This window comes from Lysinibacillus sp. A4, from assembly GCF_024919535.1.
In the GTDB taxonomy this organism is placed as follows: Bacteria; Bacillota; Bacilli; order Bacillales_A; family Planococcaceae; genus Lysinibacillus; species Lysinibacillus capsici.
In genome coordinates, this window is record NZ_JANWTB010000011.1 from 148,297 (window position 1) to 167,082 (window position 18,786).

The 18,786-nt window shown below is 37.4% G+C and carries 15 protein-coding genes; 13 read left to right on the top strand and 2 right to left on the bottom strand.

Annotated elements, in window-relative coordinates; all coding sequences use genetic code 11:
* Positions 1–113: 113 nt before the first annotated feature.
* From NY607_RS19850 to ssuE, 7 genes are all read left to right on the top strand, one after another.
* Entirely contained in the window at positions 114–461 is a 348-nt protein-coding gene (locus tag NY607_RS19850; RefSeq protein ID WP_259420242.1) for a hypothetical protein, read from the top strand.
* A gap of 220 nt (positions 462–681) precedes the next feature.
* Complete coding sequence (locus NY607_RS19855; protein ID WP_259420243.1) at positions 682–1,059, top strand: DUF2513 domain-containing protein; 378 nt, start codon at positions 682–684, stop codon at positions 1,057–1,059.
* Positions 1,060–1,461: 402 nt separating this feature from the next.
* Positions 1,462–2,739, top strand: coding sequence for an AAA family ATPase (locus tag NY607_RS19860; RefSeq protein WP_259420244.1), 1,278 nt, complete (start codon positions 1,462–1,464; stop codon positions 2,737–2,739).
* A complete protein-coding gene (locus NY607_RS19865; protein ID WP_131522050.1) occupies positions 2,736–3,311 on the top strand; it encodes an RloB family protein in 576 nt (191 codons plus the stop codon). Before NY607_RS19860 ends, NY607_RS19865 begins: the two co-directional genes overlap by 4 nt.
* A gap of 125 nt (positions 3,312–3,436) precedes the next feature.
* Positions 3,437–5,518 (top strand): catalase, encoded by a 2,082-nt coding sequence (locus NY607_RS19870; RefSeq protein WP_259420245.1) that lies wholly within the window; start codon positions 3,437–3,439, stop codon positions 5,516–5,518.
* Positions 5,519–5,716: 198 nt separating this feature from the next.
* Positions 5,717–7,054 (top strand): dihydrolipoyl dehydrogenase, encoded by a 1,338-nt coding sequence (gene lpdA, locus NY607_RS19875; RefSeq protein WP_259420246.1) that lies wholly within the window; start codon positions 5,717–5,719, stop codon positions 7,052–7,054.
* Between the two features lie 163 nt (positions 7,055–7,217).
* Entirely contained in the window at positions 7,218–7,751 is a 534-nt protein-coding gene (ssuE, locus tag NY607_RS19880) for an NADPH-dependent FMN reductase (protein ID WP_259420247.1), read from the top strand.
* A 46-nt stretch (positions 7,752–7,797) separates the two neighbouring features.
* Here the strand turns inward: ssuE and NY607_RS19885 are convergent, their stop codons facing one another.
* On the bottom strand, positions 7,798–7,953 hold the full coding sequence (locus NY607_RS19885) for a hypothetical protein (RefSeq protein WP_193767414.1): 156 nt from the start codon (positions 7,951–7,953) through the stop codon (positions 7,798–7,800).
* A 209-nt stretch (positions 7,954–8,162) separates the two neighbouring features.
* On the opposite strand from NY607_RS19885, the gene NY607_RS19890 reads away from it, so the two are divergent.
* The 6 genes from NY607_RS19890 to NY607_RS19915 all read left to right on the top strand — a co-directional run bounded on the left by NY607_RS19890 (position 8,163) and on the right by NY607_RS19915 (position 18,483).
* Positions 8,163–9,551: an aldehyde dehydrogenase gene (locus NY607_RS19890; protein ID WP_259420248.1), complete on the top strand. Its 1,389-nt coding sequence runs from the start codon at positions 8,163–8,165 to the stop codon at positions 9,549–9,551.
* A 316-nt stretch (positions 9,552–9,867) separates the two neighbouring features.
* A complete protein-coding gene (locus tag NY607_RS19895) occupies positions 9,868–11,334 on the top strand; it encodes a UDP-N-acetylmuramoyl-L-alanyl-D-glutamate--2,6-diaminopimelate ligase (protein ID WP_131522045.1) in 1,467 nt (488 codons plus the stop codon).
* 135 nt (positions 11,335–11,469) lie between these two features.
* A complete protein-coding gene (locus NY607_RS19900) occupies positions 11,470–13,047 on the top strand; it encodes a peptide chain release factor 3 (protein ID WP_237899403.1) in 1,578 nt (525 codons plus the stop codon).
* Between the two features lie 196 nt (positions 13,048–13,243).
* A complete protein-coding gene (locus NY607_RS19905; RefSeq protein ID WP_259420249.1) occupies positions 13,244–16,297 on the top strand; it encodes an efflux RND transporter permease subunit in 3,054 nt (1,017 codons plus the stop codon).
* Between the two features lie 19 nt (positions 16,298–16,316).
* Entirely contained in the window at positions 16,317–17,402 is a 1,086-nt protein-coding gene (locus NY607_RS19910; protein WP_259420250.1) for an SDR family oxidoreductase, read from the top strand.
* Positions 17,403–17,727: 325 nt separating this feature from the next.
* Positions 17,728–18,483, top strand: a complete 756-nt coding sequence (locus tag NY607_RS19915) for a TerC family protein (RefSeq protein ID WP_054549805.1) — start codon at positions 17,728–17,730, stop codon at positions 18,481–18,483.
* A 166-nt stretch (positions 18,484–18,649) separates the two neighbouring features.
* Here the strand turns inward: NY607_RS19915 and NY607_RS19920 are convergent.
* The coding region (locus NY607_RS19920; RefSeq protein WP_259420056.1) for a transposase at positions 18,650–18,786 on the bottom strand (137 nt) is incomplete at its 5' end.

The window sequence follows — 18,786 nt, forward strand, 5'->3', positions numbered from 1 at the left end:
TGCAAATGAAAGTAACGGTTAAAGAATGGCGTGTAATGTCTGATCGTAACAAACAATTACTTTTGAATGCAGTAGCAACAAAATAATAATAGATGAAAAAGGGGAATGAGAACATGCAGCAGCATTCACAACACTTAACTAATTACAACCTTATAACAGACATGGTACTGGATATTTCGATTGCATTAGAAAAGGCACAACTTATGCAAAACGAGTTAAATGACGGCTATTTCGCTAAATGGGAACCAATAAAGAAAAAAGAAGAAATTTATTACGTTGCTTGGGATTATGATCGTTACGGAGTAATTGCACGTATTGGAGAAGATTATTTATACGAGATAAAAAAGAAAATCGAAGAATTAGAAAAAAATATTAAAGCGCTCAGGGATCTACAGATTAACGAGCCAGCAGAGCAACCTAGCAAGACAACTACCAATGAAATAGAAGCTCGGTGTGTCTGAAAACATGAAATTAGAAACAGACACCTCTTTGGGGAGTGAGAAAAAAAGCACTTGCTACGGCAGGTGTTTTTTTATTGTGGATTATAAATATTGGAATTAAAATAAACACAGCATAAGCTAGCGTTAATTTTTTGTCTAATAAGTAAGAGGGAATCCTTTCCTTTTGTCGAAATTAAGTTTATAACTTTGGAAAGGAAGTAGGTATCCTATGAGAAGAGATATGGAATTAGTACGTAAATTGTTAATTGATACAGCAGATAATGTATCAGAATATAATTTGATAATTATTCCAGATAATCAAGGTCAAGTAGAGCAAGCTGAAAGAGATAAATTATTAAAATATCATTTAGAAATTATGAGACAGAATCACTTATTAGATTTCGAAGCTCATGATTATTTAGATGGTTCATGTAGTATTATAAATGTTCAGTTAACATGGGCTGGGCAAGATTATTTAAGTAATATAGAAGACGATACTATATGGAATAAAACAAAAAATGTTGCTCAAGAAAAAGGATTGGAAATTGCTAAACTTTCCTTTGATTTATTGAAAAACTTAGCAGCTCAGCAAGCGAAACAATTGTTAGGAATCGAATAGCCAAACTCATTACCTTCCACATCATTTGTGGAAGGCTTTTATTTAGAAATGCACTGTTCCTAGTAGTGCTAATTTTTATGTGAGTAATTTATTCTTATAATTGACCAACAAAAAAGATTGAAGCATATTAGCCCCAATCTCACTCACACATCCCTGTACACACGCTCGCCGTATTTTTTAGCCCCAATCCAGCCCCACTTAGCCCCAAAAACATACTTCATTATGCTTTATTGTGCATAATTGTTTTAGCATATATAAGATGAAAACCCTTGATATGACTGAATCTTGGGCATTTAAAGTGATGTTTTGCATTCAATTTATATTACATTGCGTAATATGTCTTTTTCTATGTCTATAGTATAATAATTCATTAAAGAAATGGTTGTGGACGGAGGCTTACATATGCTTGTAGATTTTAGAGTAAAGAATTGTTTAAGTTATAAAGATGATACGTTGTTTTCAATGGTAGCTGGAAGTCGCCTACGAAAATGGAAGGATACCCATACAATTCAGTTTGATACACTTCGTCTTGTAAAAAGCGCATTTATTTTTGGTCCAAATGGAAGCGGAAAATCTAATCTGTTTACGGCTATTAAAGTATTACGTTCCTTGCTTTTTAATTTTGAAAACTTAAATAATGTAAAGCAGTTACGTCTACCCTATCAACCGTTTAAGTTAGGAAGTCAGCAAGACAAACCAACAGAGTTTATGATATCGCTTTTTTTGGACGGAGCTTTATATGATTATGAAATACAGTATAATGCTTCTCAAGTTCTCTATGAACGTCTTGTGAAAACGAACAAGTCACTGAAGGAAGAGCTATTTGTCAGACAATGGGATGGTACAGAATATTCTTATGAGACATTTCAAACAGCTTCACAGGAATTGACAAAATATACACGTAATAATACAGCCTTTCTATCCGTATTACATGTTTTTAATGATCCAGACGCTTTAAAGATATTCGATTGGTTTTTACATAAAATTCTTTTCCTAGATGAAGCAAATCGGTTATCAAGTCATCCCCTTATTCGTAAACTTGAAGAGGAGCCCTTTAAAAAGGAAGTGATCAAACTGCTAAAAATTGCAGACCTCTCCATTCAAGATGTCACGGCTAGACGTGTGGAACGCAGAGAGAAAAATACAATTGGCTATGAATTTGATTCGCCTGAGGTGATTCAAGAAGTAGATATTGATCTACATTATTTATCATTTGATGAAGCAGGTGCACCGATAGGGACAAAAACAATTAATTGGACAATGGATTCTAAGGGCACCGTGCGAATGCTACATTTAGCCTGTGTGATGGTGGATGCTTATAATAAAGGAAAAACCATTTTTATAGACGAATTCGACACAGCCTTCCATGTATCGATTTGTGAGTTTTTAATGGCCATTATGAATAGCAAACGCAATAGCAGTAATCAATTTGTCGTGACAAGTCATGAAATAGAATTACTTGATCAGCCACTACGCGCCGATCAAATTTGGTTTGTTAATAAAAGCTTTAAAAATGAATCGGAACTATATTCCTTATTTGATTTTGCAGATTTACAAAAGAAACGTGGAGATCTTTCTTATGCGAAACGCTATATGAAAGGGGAATTTGGTGCAACGCCTGTCATTAATGAGTATTTATCTGAACAATACTTAGAAGAAGCGGAGGTATCTGAGCAGTGAGAGTACGTCAACAAGGGAGCCGAACACTGCGTAAAACTATTTTAATTTATTGTGAAGGTGAAACAGAACGCATCTATTTTGAACAAATGCGTATTTTAAAGCGCTCTAAGATGGTTAGCGTCAAAATAAAAAACGTTAAACGTTCAGCGATCAAGCTTGCCCAACATGCTTATCGAGATTCCAGCTACCAATACTTTGATGAAGTTTGGATTGTATTTGATAAGGATGATCTAACTGAAAAGCAACTAGAGGAAGTAAATCAATTTTGTGAGGAAAAAAGTATTCATATTGCGTATACAAATGAAGCATTTGAATTGTGGTTACTCTTGCATTTTGAGGAAGTTGATAGTACAGAAAAATATCCCCGTGCTGTCCTCAATGACAAAATGGAACAGCACCTTGGTGTGAGTCGTTATTTCCGGCATAAGGCTGATGAATCCATCATAGCCCCTATTGCATTACGACATGAGGTAGCAATTAAAAATTGCACAGATATGATGGCACTCCGAGAGACAGAGAGCCGTGACAACCCATACTGTAACATACATGAAATGATACGATACATATTTTAAGATTGAGCAGGTTTTCTATTAACAAATAGAAGCCTGTTTTTATCTTTCCATAATGCTTCGTCGAAAGGAAGGCATGTTTCTTTTTCCAAAACATATAGTGTATATGGAGCGAAATTAGTACATGTATGAAAGGGGATTGCGTGGATAACTCAAAGTCGAATCAATCCAAAAATGTAGAAGGAAACCCAAAGGATCATCAATTAGAGCAGTTTCGTGTCGAGAATGAGGGTACGAAAATGACAACTAATCAGGGACTAAGGGTGTCCAATGATGAGGATTCGTTAAAGGCAGGTGTTCGTGGTCCGACAATTATGGAGGATTTTCATCTTAGAGAAAAAATTACCCATTTTGATCATGAGCGTATTCCAGAGCGTGTTGTACATGCCAGAGGTTTTGCAGCACATGGCGAGTTTGAATTATATGAATCCATGTCGGAATATACGAAGGCAAAATTTTTGCAGGATCCGAAAAAGAAGACACCTGTTTTTGTCAGATTTTCGACAGTGGTAGGGAGCTTAGGTTCAATGGACACAGCTCGTGATGTACGTGGGTTTGCCACAAAATTTTATACGGATGAGGGGAATTATGATTTAGTTGGTAATAACATCCCTGTATTTTTTATTCAGGATGCCATTAAGTTTCCCGATTTAATTCATGCCGTAAAGCCTGAGCCTCATAATGAAATGCCACAAGCAGCCTCCGCACACGATACTTTTTGGGATTTTGTAGCCAGTAATCAGGAAATTGCACATATGGTAATGTGGGTAATGTCTGACCGTGCCATTCCTCGAAGCTTTCGTATGATGGAAGGTTTCGGTGTGCATACATTCCGTTTCGTCAATGATAAGGGAAGATCAAGATTTGTGAAATTTCATTGGAAGCCTGTGCTAGGAGTGCATTCTCTTGTTTGGGATGAAGCCCAAATAATTGCAGGGAAGGATCCAGATTTTCAACGAAGAGATTTATGGGAAGCCATCGAAATTGGAGATTATCCAGAGTTTGAGTTAGGCATACAGATACTAGAGCCTGAGGATGAATTTAAATTTGATTTTGATATTTTAGATGCGACTAAGCTTTGGCCGGAGGAACTAGTACCTGTGAAGAAAATTGGAAAGATGACCTTAAATCGCAATGTGGATAATGTCTTTGCTGAAACAGAGCAAGTTGCCTTTCATCCAGGTAATGTTGTGCCTGGCATAGATTTTACCAATGATCCTCTACTACAAGGTCGATTGTTCTCCTATTTAGATACACAATTGATTCGATTAGGTGGACCGAATTTTGCTGAAATTCCTATTAATCGCCCGATTTGCCCCGTGCATAACAATCAACGTAATGGCTTTAGTCGACAGACCATTAATTTAGGCAGGGTAAGCTATCATAAAAATTCATTAGCAAATAATACACCAGCCACCTCTACTGCAAGAGAAGGCGGATATGTTCATTACGAGGAAAAGGTTGAGGGAAGAATTACGAGAGCGCGGAGTAAATCCTTTGACGATCACTTTTCACAAGCAAGGCTATTTTGGAACAGCATGTCTCCACCTGAAAAACAACACATTATCGATGCCTTTAGCTTCGAAGTAGGAAAAGTGAAAAGTAAATCTGTTCGACAGCAAGTAGTGGATATGTTTGTTCATGTGGATAAAGTAATGGCTACCACAGTAGCAGACAACGTTGGTGTTAATCGACCTAGTGGTGAGCAGTCTAAGGTAACGGCCTCTTCACCTGCACTGAGCCAAGCCAATACCGTTAAATTGCCTTATACGCTGAAAGTAGGCGTTTTAATTGGTGATGGCTTTGATGCAAATGAAGTCGGGGAAGTATTGAAATATTTAACAAGACAAGGTGTGCGCTATAGCATAATCTCTGATCGACTAGGTGTGGTAATAGGGAATAATGGTGTGCAATTAACGGCTACTGACACATTTATTACAACCGATGCTGTATTATTTGACTCGTTATATGTTGTTGGCGTAAAGGCAAGTAATCAGGCGAAATTCAATACTTATATCGTCAATTATATAAATGAAGCATATCGTCACTTTAAGCCTATAGGATTTGCTGCATCTGGCACAACCTTCTTTAATATGTCGAATGCCAATGTAGGGCCGGGAATCATTTTAGCTACAGGTAATAAAGATTTTCCGAAAAAGTTTGTAGCTGCCATTGCTCAACAACGATTTTGGCAGCGAAATATTTATTAAATCAATGAGCGTCGAATACTCACGAAAGAGAAGCGAATACCCACGGAGAGTAAGCCTCATACCTGCGAAAGAGAAACGTATGCTCATAAACGTTAACAAATAAGTCAAAAGGCCTTTCGTTGTAATGAAAGGCTTTTACTATGTCTGTCATTGCATTCAAAATTTGCAAATGATATGGTGGTACATGAGGTGAAAATTATGGAAAATTTTGATATTGCTATTATTGGGGCGGGACCAGGTGGCTATGTGGCTGCCATACATGCAGCCAAGAATGGCAAAAAAGTAGCACTCATCGAACGAGATAAATTGGGAGGAGCCTGCTATAATGTTGGCTGCATTCCATCAAAGATTTTATTGGAGCATAGTAAACTTGTGCAGGAAATAAAAAGAGGGAATAGCTGGGGAATAGAAGTGCCTAAAGTGGAAATTAATTTTCCTCGACTAATGCAACGGAAAGATACAATTATTCATGAACTACTAACAAACATTGAGCAATATATTATCGATAATCATATAACTTTATATCGTGGTGAAGCTTCAATCGTAAAGGACTTAACGATAACTATCGGGAATGAGACGATAATGGCATCAGATATAATTTTAGCGACAGGTAGTAAACCCTTTGTTCCACGATTCGAAGGGTTAGAGACATCCACCTACTATACGACGGACACATTTTTTGAGATAGACAAGCTTCCAGCCCAGCTAACAATCATTGGCGGGGGCGTAATTGCCATTGAAATGGCGTTTAGTTTAGCACCACTTGGTACAAAGGTAACAGTGCTTAATCATAGCGAGGATATTTTACAAACGGAAGAGGCGGATGCAAGACCGCTGATTCGAGAAAAGATGAAGAAACTTGGTATTGAACTTGTGACAGATTTTCAATTTGAAAAATTTGAAGGTAATATCATTCATACATCTAAAGGATCTTATACATATGAAAACCTTTTATTTGCTACTGGACGTCGTCCCAATATAGAAATTGCTGAGCAACTAGGATTAGCTTTTGATGGTCGATTAATCGCTGTTAATGAGCATTTTGAAACAAGCCTGCCGAATATTTATGCGATAGGTGACTTAGTGGGTGGTTATCAACTTGCACATTCTGCCAGTGCTGAAGGAATTTACGTTGTCGATTATATTGTAGGAAATCAACCAATACCAATTGATCAAACAAGCATTCCACGTTGTGTTTATACAAACCCTGAAATTGCTACATTTGGTTTACTAGAAGAGCAAGTCAAGGCACCGTACATTGTAACCAAAATGCCACTACAAACAAACCCAAAGGCATTAATGGAGGGGAATACGGAAGGCTTTGTGAAGCTAATTTCATCGAAGGATAATGGGGAAATTTTAGGGGCTTGCGTAGTAGCTGATGGTGCAACAGAAATGCTTAATGCCCTATTAGCAACAAAAAATGCTGGTGGTACAGCTCGATCACTTGCGCATATGATTTTTCCACATCCTACTGTATCAGAGCATATTGGAGATGTAGCTAAAGCTGTGTTTGGGAAAGCAATACACCAATAAAAAGCTGTTGACATTCTAGAAATTCATGATAAATTAATTTTATAAGAATACTAGGAATTTTAAGTTAACTAGACATCTAGAGGCTTCTATTTTACAAAATGATGTTTCATCAATTTGTAGAGTAGGGGCCTTTTTTATAATATTGATAAAAGGAGTGGGCAAGATGACAAAAGCAGTCATTATTAATGGAAGTAATTCGAAAAATTCTAGAGTTACCGCCATTCATGAAAAGGTGGAGAATCATTTCATTGCACAAGGAGTAGAGGCTCACTCAAATTATATACATGAGCTCCCAGCTACAGATTTAGTAACAGCGAATTTTTCTAGTAAGCAAATACAGTCTGAAAATGAGCATGTTAAGGAAGCAGATTTTATAGTTATCCTTACACCAATTTATAAAGCATCCTATACAGGGATTTTGAAGACTTACTTGGATCTACTGCCGCAAAAAGCCTTGCTCGAAAAGGCTATACTCCCCATTGCTGTAGGCGGTTCGATCAGTCATTTGTTAGCATTGGAATATGCATTAAAGCCAGTATTAGCTGTACTAGGAGCCACTTCCATTACCAATTCTGTTTACATTGTAGATAAACAAATTATACGTTTGGAAGAGGGCGGCTTTGCGATTGAAGAAGAGGCCATCAGTAGACTTAAAGCACAATTAGATCAGTTGCAACAAGTATGCATTGTTAATTAGAATAAATGAAAACGCATTATAGGGGCATCCTATAATGCGTTATTTTTTAATTTCCTTCTGGAATTTCTTCATTCTCCACAGGTATTGTAGAGAGATATAAGAAAGCCTCATCTTGCAATAGCAATATTTTTTCTTCACAAATTCCATGCGATAATGGTCCAGAAAAAATGGACTCCCACCATGTTCCTGTTGTTGTTGTCATTCATCTACGCCCCCGTTTCGGTTTTAATATGTAGTTGTATATTTCCCGAGATGAAAAAACTAAAACATTTCATTTCAAATATTGCTATTTCACCCCCTCGATGTAGAAAGAGGATTTTTGCCTCTCGATGTTGTATCGTATAGACAAAGATAGTTTGTTTCAAAATGAAAAAACTATGTATGCCATTTTAAAAAAGGGGTGCTTTATTGATGAATTTTACGTCACAAGATGTGGAAAATATGATTACAGAGCAACGTCAATTTTATTTTTCCCGTGCTACAAAAAGTGTGAAATTTAGAAAAGAGCAATTAAAGAAATTAAAAACATCAATTTTAAAATATGAGAAGGAAATATTGAATGCGCTTTACGTAGACCTTCGTAAAAGTGAATTTGAAGCGTATGCAACAGAAATTGGCATTGTATTAGATAGTATTTCATATATGGTAAAACATGTAGAAGAATGGATGGAACCAGAAGCAGTCAAAACACCGATACAATATCAAATGGGCAAGAGCTTTATTGTTCGTGAGCCCTATGGCGTAACATTAATTATCGGGCCATTTAATTATCCATTCCAACTTGTAATGGAGCCACTAATTGGTGCTATAGTTGGAGGAAACACAGCAATCGTCAAACCATCAGAAACCTCTGTACACACAGCAGCCATTGTGAAAAAAATCATTGAGGAAACATTCCCGTCTTCATATGTACGTGTTGTGGAAGGTGAAAAGGAAGAGGTTACGGCTCTTATTCATGCTTCTTTCGATTATATCTTTTTTACAGGTAGTGTAGCCGTTGGTAAAGTAGTAGCAAAAGCTGCTGCAGAACGTTTGACACCAGTTGCTTTAGAGCTTGGTGGCAAAAGTCCAGCAATTGTCGATCAAACAGCAAATCTAGAGGTAGCGGCAAAGCGGATTGTATGGGGTAAATTTACTAATACTGGACAGACATGTGTGGCCCCTGATTATCTGCTTGTACACAAAGATGTTTATGATCGTTTTATGAAAATATTAAAAGAAACAATCCGTTCATTTTATGGCAAAAATCCTTTAAAAAGCCCTGATTATGGACGTATCGTCAATTTAAAACAATTTGATCGTTTACAGCAAATAATTGTGGAAGAACGTGATGCCATTACATATGGTGGACGAATAGATCGGGATGATTTATATATTGAACCTACAATCGTTGAATATGTAAAATGGACAAGTCCATCCATGCAGGAAGAACTATTTGGTCCTATCTTACCTGTTATGATGTATAATGATTTGCCACTTGCTATTCATCAAATCCGGCAATTACCGAAGCCTTTAGCGGCATACTTCTTCTCAGAACATGAAAAAGCCATGCAATACTTTTTAGAAGAATTACCATTTGGTGGGGGATGTATTAACGACACTATCACACATGTTGGGAATTTACATTTACCATTTGGTGGTGTAGGTCCATCAGGTGTGAAAGCATACCATGGCAAAGCGAGCTTTGAAAACTTTACTCATCCGAAATCTATCTTGAAAAAATCTTCCAAGCTGGAGACAAATGTGCTATTCCCGCCATATAAACAGAAAGTGAAAATTGTGCGCTCAATTATGAAATAGCTTAGCAATGGAGGTATCAGAAGATACCTCCATTGTAACTATAAGCTTAAGATGCATAGACAATTGTTCTCTAAATAACCCTTTCTCGTTATGTCGAAAAATGCCGATTGGTGATTATAATTAAAAATTTAAAGAAAACATGATTTTTTCTTCAAATGAAAGCGTTTTCGTTGAAAAAATACAAGAGAGGCATTTTATTTATTATGAAATAAGTAGTAAAATAAGTTCAATAGAACGTGGGGGATTTCATATTGTCGTTTTTTGTCGATTATTAAAATGATGACATGAGTGTAGAGATTGATTGGAGGACTATGAAATGTATGCAGAGGAATTGTTAAGCGCATTACCTTTGAAAAAAATAATTGGCGTGCTGCCTGATCAGGTTAGCGATATCGTAGTAGATTCAAGAAGTGTGCAACCAAATAGCATGTTTGTTTGTATCAAAGGTTATACAGTAGATGGGCATGATTATGCACAAAAGGCTGTAGATGGTGGCGCAACAATTGTTGTGACGGAGCGAGAATTACCGCTAGGAGAGACGATTGCACAAGTCATTGTGAAAGATACAGATCGTGCAGTAGGTTTACTAGCTGCGAAGTTCTTTGATTATCCTTCTAAGGACATAACAATGATTGGTGTAACAGGAACGAATGGTAAAACATCCGTAACAGGAATTATTCAAAATATCATGCATGGTATGGGCGAGAAATCAGCTTTAACCGGCACAATTGGCTTTAATTTAAATGGAATTTTATATGAATCAGCTAATACAACGAGTGATGCGTTATCGACACAACAAATGATTTTCCGTGCAAAAATGGAAGGCTGTCGATTAATGACAATGGAAGTTTCATCACACGGGTTAGCACTTGGACGTTTAGCAGGTGTTGATTATGATATCGCTATTTTTACGAATCTAACGCACGATCATCTTGATTTCCATGGTACGATGGAGGAATATGGGCATGCAAAAGGTTTATTATTTTCCCAACTTGGACAAGATTTAGAAAAAAATAAATTTGTTGTATTGAATGCTGACGATGCTTGGGCAGAGCGATATGCTGCAATGACACCATTTCCAGTGTGGACATATGGTTTAAAAAATGAAAATGCTGATTTCCGCGCCATTAACTGTGAATATCACGACTATATGACATCATTTGATGTGGAAATGCCTGAAGGAATTTATCGTGTAAAAATGAATCTGCTTGGGGAATTTAATATTTATAATGTATTGGCAGCCATGATTGCGTTTTATGGTAGGGGCTATTCAATGGAGTCCATTATTGAACAAATTGAGCAACTACCGCCAGTCAAGGGTCGTATGGAGAAAGTATGTTCAGATCTACCTGTGCAAATTTTTATTGATTATGCCCATACTCCAGATGCAATTGAAAAGGCAATTGAAGCAGCGCAACCTTATAAAAAGGGCAAGTTGATTTTCTTAGTTGGAACAGGTGGCAATCGTGATAAATCGAAGCGTCCTGCCATGGCTGAAAAAGCGTCTGCTGCGGAATATGTCATTTTAACGACAGATGATCCACGCTATGAAGACTACGATAGTATTACAGGCGATCTTGCTAAAGGTATGCTTCATGATAATTATGCTTGTATTGGAGATCGTGCAGAGGCAGTGCGCCATGCGATTGAAATTGCTGAACCGGGTGACATGATTATTTTTGCTGGTAAAGGCCATGAGGATTATCAAATTATCGAAAATACCAAATTTCCACATAGTGATGCAGAAATTGCGATAGAAGCAGGCCGATTAAAATTCGTATGATGAAAGCTAAATTCTTAGGAAACCCTTTTAGTTGTAACTAAAGGGTTTTCTTTTTTGAGATTTCATGTAAAAAGGTTGTACGAAAGGCAAGTCTTCTTTTATTATTATTAAGTATGAAAAAAGGAGAATGACGAGATGAATTCAAATTTAGAACAAGATATACTATCGCGTCGTACTTTTGCCATTATCAGTCACCCTGATGCTGGGAAAACGACGATTACAGAAAAGCTTTTACTTTTTGGTGGTGCCATTCGAGATGCAGGTACAGTAAAAGGGAAAAAAACAGGTAAATTTGCAACATCAGACTGGATGGAGATCGAAAAACAACGTGGGATTTCGGTTACTTCATCTGTCATGCAATTCGATTATAACGGCTCTCGTGTGAATATTTTGGATACCCCTGGTCACCAAGATTTCTCGGAAGACACATATCGTACATTGATGGCTGTAGATAGTGCCGTCATGGTAGTGGATGCTGCGAAAGGGATCGAGGCACAGACTTTAAAGCTATTTAAGGTTTGTAAAATGCGTGGTATACCTATTTTTACATTTATTAATAAGTTAGACCGTCAAGGGAAAGAGCCGCTTGAATTGATCGAAGAGCTTGAAGAGGTATTAGGTATCAATGCATATCCTATGAACTGGCCAATCGGGATGGGTAAAGAATTCCTTGGTATTTATGATCGTTACAATAAACGCATTGAACAATTCCGTACAGATGAAGCGGAGCGTTTCTTACCAATAGACGACAATGGGGAGCTTGCTGTAGAGCATCCAATGAAGGTGACTTCTTATTATTCACAGGCAATGGACGATATTTTACTTTTAGATGAAGCGGGAAATGCATATTCTGAGGAAAAAATTCGTCGTGGGGAATTAACACCTGTATTCTTTGGTTCAGCATTAACGAACTTTGGTGTTCAAACTTTCCTGGAAACCTATTTACAATTCGCACCGACGCCACAGCCAAGAATTACTGAAGATGAGCAGTTTATTGATCCTGTGGAGCATGATGAGTTTTCAGGTTTTATTTTCAAGATTCAGGCCAATATGAATCCAGCACACCGTGATCGTATTGCCTTTGTACGTATTGTTTCTGGTAAATTTGAACGTGGAATGAATATGACGTTATCTCGTACAGGGAAGTCATTTAAAGTCACACAATCTACACAGTTCCTTGCAGACGATCGTGAGACAGTAGATGAAGCAGTTGCTGGTGATATTATTGGTTTGTACGATACAGGAACATACCAAATTGGAGACACTGTTGTAGGTGGCAAGAAAACATTCCAATTTGAAAAATTACCACAGTTTACACCAGAATTATTCGTCCGTGTCACGGCGAAGAACGTTATGAAATCAAAGCAATTCCATAAAGGGATTTTACAATTAGTGCAAGAGGGTGCTATTCAATACTATAAAACGCTGCATACAGAGGAAGTTATACTTGGAGCAGTTGGTCAATTACAATTTGAAGTATTTGAACATCGTATGAAAAATGAATACAATGTGGAAGTAAAAATGGAGCCAATTGGTTCGAAAATTGCACGCTGGATTGAAAATGAAGAGGAAGTCAAAGAATCAATGTCATCAGGTCGATCAATGCTTGTAAAAGACCGTTTTGACAATCTTGTTTTCCTATTTGAAAATGAGTTCGCTATGCGTTGGTTCGCAGATAAAAACGAAAGCATTAAACTTTATAGCCTTTTATAATTATAAAACACGAATCGACAATTTTGCGATTCGTGTTTTTTTGCAAGGAAAAATGACACTGTTTGTAGAATATATACATTATTAGGGAATATAAGTTTCCTTAGAGGTAGTATCTCAAATAACGGGAGCTTATTTATAAAATAATCTCCTTTTCGGCTATCATAGAAAGGAAGAGGTAGAAAAGGAGTTTGTTTATATGAATATTAGTCATTTTTCCATTAAAAGACCTGTCTTTACGATTGTTACTATGCTTTTAGTCATTATACTAGGCGGTGTATCTTTATTAAAAATACCGATTACGTTAATTCCAGAGTTAAATCCTCCTATTGGAGTGGTTGTCACCTCTTATCCTGGGGCAAGCCCGACAGAGGTAAATGAAAAGATAACGAAGCCATTAGAGGCTACACTTGCCACCTTACCTGGTATCAAAAAAATCCAGTCAACCTCCCAGGAAGGCTCCAATTTAATTGTGCTTGAGTTCAACTGGTCCACAAATATGGATTTTGTCCAACTTGATATTTTACAGCGAATTGATATGACCCCATTGCCTAATGATGCTGGCAAGCCTAGTTTCCTAAAATTTGATCCGTCTCAATTTCCTATTATTCAGCTGTCTTTACGTGCGGAAAATAATCAAGTAGATGTACGTGTATTAGCAGAGCACTTAGAGAAGGAACTGCTACGGACAGAGGGTGTTGCCAGTGTGAATGTTTCTGGCAAATTGATTGATGAAATCCAAATAGAATTGGATGAAGCAAAGCTAGTTGAAAAAGGCTTGACTCAGACAGACGTGATGCAAATAGTTCAAGCGAATAATGTGTCTCTTCCTGGTGAGCCTGTTTCAACAGATGCTGGCAAAATGCTAACAACACGTATAGTTAGCACATTATCTTCTCCGGAGAGCATTGCCAATTTAATTGTTTCGGTGGACCCTTTAACGGGCAAATCATTAACCATTGGTGATCTTGCAACCGTTAAGAGGACAGAACAACAATCTATTACCACAACACGAGCAAATGAGCTTCCAGCAGTTCTTATGTCTGTATTACAGGAATCTGGTGCAAATACGGCAGAGGTTTCTCAGGATTTCCAGAAGGCCTTAGAGACATTACTAAAGAAAGATCAGTATAAAGGTATCACAGCAGATATTTTAATTGATCAAGGTAATTATGTGGATTTAGCGATTAGTAATATTGGCTCTTCCTTACTTTTAGGTGGATTATTTGCGATGTTCATCCTATTTGTTTTTTTACGTAGTGTAAAGAGTCCGATCATCATTGGTATTGCGATTCCTTACTCCGTTATTGTCACATTTGTTTTGATGTTTTTTGCGGATTTTTCCCTCAATATTATGACATTAGGTGCTCTGGCACTTGGAATTGGTATGCTTGTGGATAATGCCATAGTCGTTATTGAGAATATAGAAAGACATCTAGGACTAGAAAAAGACCCGATAACTGCAGCAAAGGAAGGAACAAAGGAAGTAGCCCTTGCCATTACAGCTTCCACTTTAACCACAATAGCAGTATTCATTCCTGTTATGTTCATCGAAGGATTGATTGGTCAAATATTTACAGAGTTTGCCTTAACAATCTCATTCAGCTTAATTGCATCTTTAGTAGTTGCGCTTACAGTCGTTCCGATGCTAGCAAGTCGACTTTTAAAAATGAAAAACAGTAATTTTTATGTACAACGCAGTAAATCCCGATTTTATAGGCACTACAAGGCGTCTATTGTATGGGTACTAAAGCATCGAATACTAATAATACTTTTTACAGTGGTTTGCTTTAGTCTTTCTTTGTTTGGACTGACTAGAATAGGTACTGAATTTTTACCGCCTACAGATGAGGGGTTCACCTCTATAAGTGTCAATCTTGAAAAAGGTGTCGCTGTATCAGAAACAGAAAAGATTGTTAAGCAAATTGAGGAACGTTTAAAGCAGGAAAAGGATGTAGATGTGTATGTTAGTTTAATTGGCGGTACACAACAATCCCAAGCACGTGGACAAACTAGCGCCAACCAAGCTGAGATATATGTAAAGCTTGTCCCATTAGCAGAAAGGCAACGTTCCATTTTCAAATTTGTAGAAGAGCTAGAACAAGATATACAGGGAGAGCTTGAAGAGCAAGCTGAAATTACATTTAATGTATCGACAGCTACAGGATCGTCACCACACACTTTAACATTCCGTTTAACAGATTCCGATGAACAGAGGCTACAGCAAACTGTTAAGAAAGTGCAGCAGGAACTACTAGCGATTCAGCAAGTGACAAATGTCTCTACGGATTTAGATAATACTGTTCAAGAGATTCAAATTGAGGTTAATCGTGAAAAAGCAAAAGACTATGGTTTTGCTCCAGCACAAATCGCTCAAACTGTAAATCAAATGACAAAAGGTCAATTAACGTCCCAATTGATTACTGATGACGGCGCAGTATTACCCGTTTATACAGGTTTTGGGCAGTCATTTAATACGAGTATAGATGCTTTAAAAGCCATGCAGCTGCGTTCGCCAGCAGGATTATTTGTAAAATTAGAGGAAGTGGCTACTGTTTCTATACAAGAGGGGCCAGTATCCATTCGTCGTTCTGATCAAGCAGCAGCAGTGGCCTTTTTTGTAGATTATGAAACAAAGGAATCGTTGGGAGGAATCTCTGCAAAAGTAGATCAAGCATTAGAACAAGTTAGTTTACCAACTACTACTCAAGTTGTATTCAGCGGGGACAGAGAGCTCTATGATAGTGCAATTGATGATATGTTACTAGCTGTGATGCTAGCAATCGTGCTTGTATATATTGTGATGGCAGCTCAATTTGAGTCATTTAAATTTCCGTTTGTTATCATGTTTACTGTCCCATTAATGATCATTGGTGTAGCGATAGCTATGTTCCTAACAAATACTTTAATTGGTGTAACCTCAGTTATCGGTATCTTAGTGCTAGTAGGAATAGTCGTAAATAATGGTATTGTGTTGGTAGATTATATTAATCAGCAAAAGGCAATGGGCATGCCAGCTTATGAGGCAATTTTACTTGCTACCCAAGATCGACTTCGTCCAATTTTAATGACAGCCTTAACAACTATTTTAGGGCTATTACCACTTGCACTGGGTATTGGAGAAGGTACCGAGATGAATCAGCCAATGGGGATTGCTGTTATCGGAGGGCTTGTGACCTCTACTTTACTGACGCTGTATATTGTACCGATCATTTACAGTTTAATGGATAAAGAAACAAGAAAGTTGCACTAGGTTCAAGGGGGAATGGGAGATGAAGGTTCATTTTTTTACAGGTTTTCCTGGTTTCATTTCAAGTCAACTAATACGAGCATTACTTCAAAAGAAACAAGCACAACAAGTCATTGCAATCGTATTGGCAGGTGAAACCATAAAGGCATATAAAGAAAAAAATAAAATATTAGAGGATTTTCCTGACTGTTCGATTCGCATTGTGGAAGGCGATATTACACTACCAAACCTTGGATTAGAAAATCAAATCCTTAAAGAAATTGTACCGCAAATTGAAGTGTTTTGGCATTTAGCTGCAATCTATGATTTAGCTGTACCACGTGATATTGCCTGGAAGGTAAATGTTCATGGTACAACAATGGTAAATGATTTTGTTCGCACCTTACCAAATTTACAGCGCTATATGTATTTCAGCACTGCCTATGTGGCTGGTACACGTGAGGGCGTACTGCGTGAAAATGAATTAATTCGACCAAGAGCATTTAAAAACCACTATGAGGAAACAAAATATGAGGCTGAGCACAGAGTAGAAGATTTAAAATCGGAAATACCGTTGACAATAATTAGACCTGGAATTGTTCGTGGTCATTCCCAAACTGGTGAAACCATTAAATTTGATGGTCCTTATTTCTTCTTAAACTTAGTTGAACGTTTAAAGGGTTTACCTTTTATTCCGTATATTGGTCAAACTACATCAACTATTAATGTAGTGCCGGTTGATTATATTATAAATGCTTCTACTTTTTTGGTTAGTGAACAGAGTGCAGAAGGGAAGACACTTCATTTAACTGATCCTAATCCTCACCCTGTACAGGAGGTATACCGTACAATGGTGAAACTAGTTACAAATTCTTATCCAAAAGGACGTTTACCATTTACATTGGCTAAGCTTTCATTGCAGATTCCATTTATTCGAAAAAAATTAGGTGTCGAACAAGAAACATTAGATTATTTAACATGGAATGCCTCATTTGATACGACTGAAGCACATCATATCTTACAAAAAGGTGGTATTACATGCCCTGATTTTTTACAGACGATGCCAAAAATGATTGAGTTTTATTTAGCACATAAGGAAGAGAAGAGCTATCAAATTCAGATTAAGTAACGAAAAAAACATATAGATATTTTTGTCAGTTGTAAATGATAGTGCTATAATATTTGAAAGAAGATACCTTCGACAATTTGTCAAAGGGGAGTAGCTAACAGGTAATTAACTTTCCCTGGTTTCACATTCGTCAAGACATGGTACAACCATCGGGTGTGATAGTGAATGGCTCTATACGTATGACGTGTAGATTGAAGTACCATAAATAGAAAGGGTACGAATTTACTTAGCGAGACCTTTGCCTGAATTAGGGCAGGGGTTTTTTTCTTTTATACTTGAATGACAGGGTCATTGAGGGTATAGAGAGCTTAGAGGAGGCACTAGAATGGAAGCGATTTTATTACAATATGGCTGGGTGTTAATTGTCCTTGTTGTATTAGAGGGATTACTAGCAGCTGATAACGCGGTAGTAATGGCTGTTATGGTGAAGCATTTACCACAAGAGCAGCAAAAAAAGGCATTATTTTATGGACTATTTGGAGCATTGATATTCCGATTCTCCGCATTATTTGTTATTACAGTTTTAGTAAATTATTGGCAAATACAAGCGGTCGGTGCAGCTTATCTATTATTTATGTCTGCGAAAAATATATATGATTTACGAAAACATAAAGATGAAGAAGAAGCAGCAACCGAAAATGGTGGAAAAAAGGGTTCTGGTTTCTGGTTAACAGTACTAAAGGTAGAGGCGGCCGATATAGCATTTGCTATTGATTCGATGCTAGCAGCCGTTGCAATTGCCGTCACTTTGCCACACTTAGGTGAATTTGATATTGGTGGCATCAATGGCGGTCAGTTCATTGTGATGCTCCTTGGCGGATTTATTGGTGTCATTATGATGCGGTTTGCGGCCCAATGGTTTGTAAAAATATTAAATGATTACCCTTCACTTGAAACAGCGGCATTTCTAATCGTTGGCTGGGTAGGTGTGAAGTTAGTTGTCTTAACATTGGCACATGAGAAGGTGGGAATATTGCCTAAAGAATTTCCACATTCCACGGCATGGGAGTTAACATTCTGGATTGTCCTAGTAGGTATTGCTTTTGTCGGCTATTTAGTCGGTGTAAGAAAGAAAAAATAAGTAGATGAACGTTGGAGGAATAGTTATCACTATTCCTCTCAGACTGTAGACAAAAGCCCTCGAGAAGTTCACTCTCAAGGGCTTTTATCATTTTTCTTCCTATGTCGTCTTGATATTTGGTCATACATTACCAAATCCAACATACGCTTCGAGCATAGTTGCTCTCTTAAGCTACTTGCCACGTCCAAGTAGCCAGTTTCTTTAAATTCATGGCAGCAAAAGTAAGCATCGCCTGCATGGACAATTTTTTCAGACCTCTTAAGGTTGTCCATCGCATACCATGCTTTTCTTTTGCATCGGCAA

Excerpts from the sequence above, each read along its gene's own strand:
- NY607_RS19850 (WP_259420242.1), top strand. The coding sequence starts at position 114 with ATGCAGCAGCATTCACAACACTTAACTAATTACAACCTTATAACAGAC.
- NY607_RS19855 (WP_259420243.1), top strand. The coding sequence starts at position 682 with ATGGAATTAGTACGTAAATTGTTAATTGATACAGCAGATAATGTATCA.
- NY607_RS19860 (WP_259420244.1), top strand. The coding sequence starts at position 1,462 with ATGCTTGTAGATTTTAGAGTAAAGAATTGTTTAAGTTATAAAGATGAT.
- NY607_RS19870 (WP_259420245.1), top strand. The coding sequence starts at position 3,437 with ATGAAAGGGGATTGCGTGGATAACTCAAAGTCGAATCAATCCAAAAAT.
- lpdA (WP_259420246.1), top strand. The coding sequence starts at position 5,717 with ATGGAAAATTTTGATATTGCTATTATTGGGGCGGGACCAGGTGGCTAT.
- ssuE (WP_259420247.1), top strand. The coding sequence starts at position 7,218 with ATGACAAAAGCAGTCATTATTAATGGAAGTAATTCGAAAAATTCTAGA.
- NY607_RS19885 (WP_193767414.1), bottom strand. The coding sequence starts at position 7,953 with ATGACAACAACAACAGGAACATGGTGGGAGTCCATTTTTTCTGGACCA.
- NY607_RS19890 (WP_259420248.1), top strand. The coding sequence starts at position 8,163 with ATGAATTTTACGTCACAAGATGTGGAAAATATGATTACAGAGCAACGT.
- NY607_RS19895 (WP_131522045.1), top strand. The coding sequence starts at position 9,868 with ATGTATGCAGAGGAATTGTTAAGCGCATTACCTTTGAAAAAAATAATT.
- NY607_RS19900 (WP_237899403.1), top strand. The coding sequence starts at position 11,470 with ATGAATTCAAATTTAGAACAAGATATACTATCGCGTCGTACTTTTGCC.
- NY607_RS19905 (WP_259420249.1), top strand. The coding sequence starts at position 13,244 with ATGAATATTAGTCATTTTTCCATTAAAAGACCTGTCTTTACGATTGTT.
- NY607_RS19910 (WP_259420250.1), top strand. The coding sequence starts at position 16,317 with ATGAAGGTTCATTTTTTTACAGGTTTTCCTGGTTTCATTTCAAGTCAA.
- NY607_RS19915 (WP_054549805.1), top strand. The coding sequence starts at position 17,728 with ATGGAAGCGATTTTATTACAATATGGCTGGGTGTTAATTGTCCTTGTT.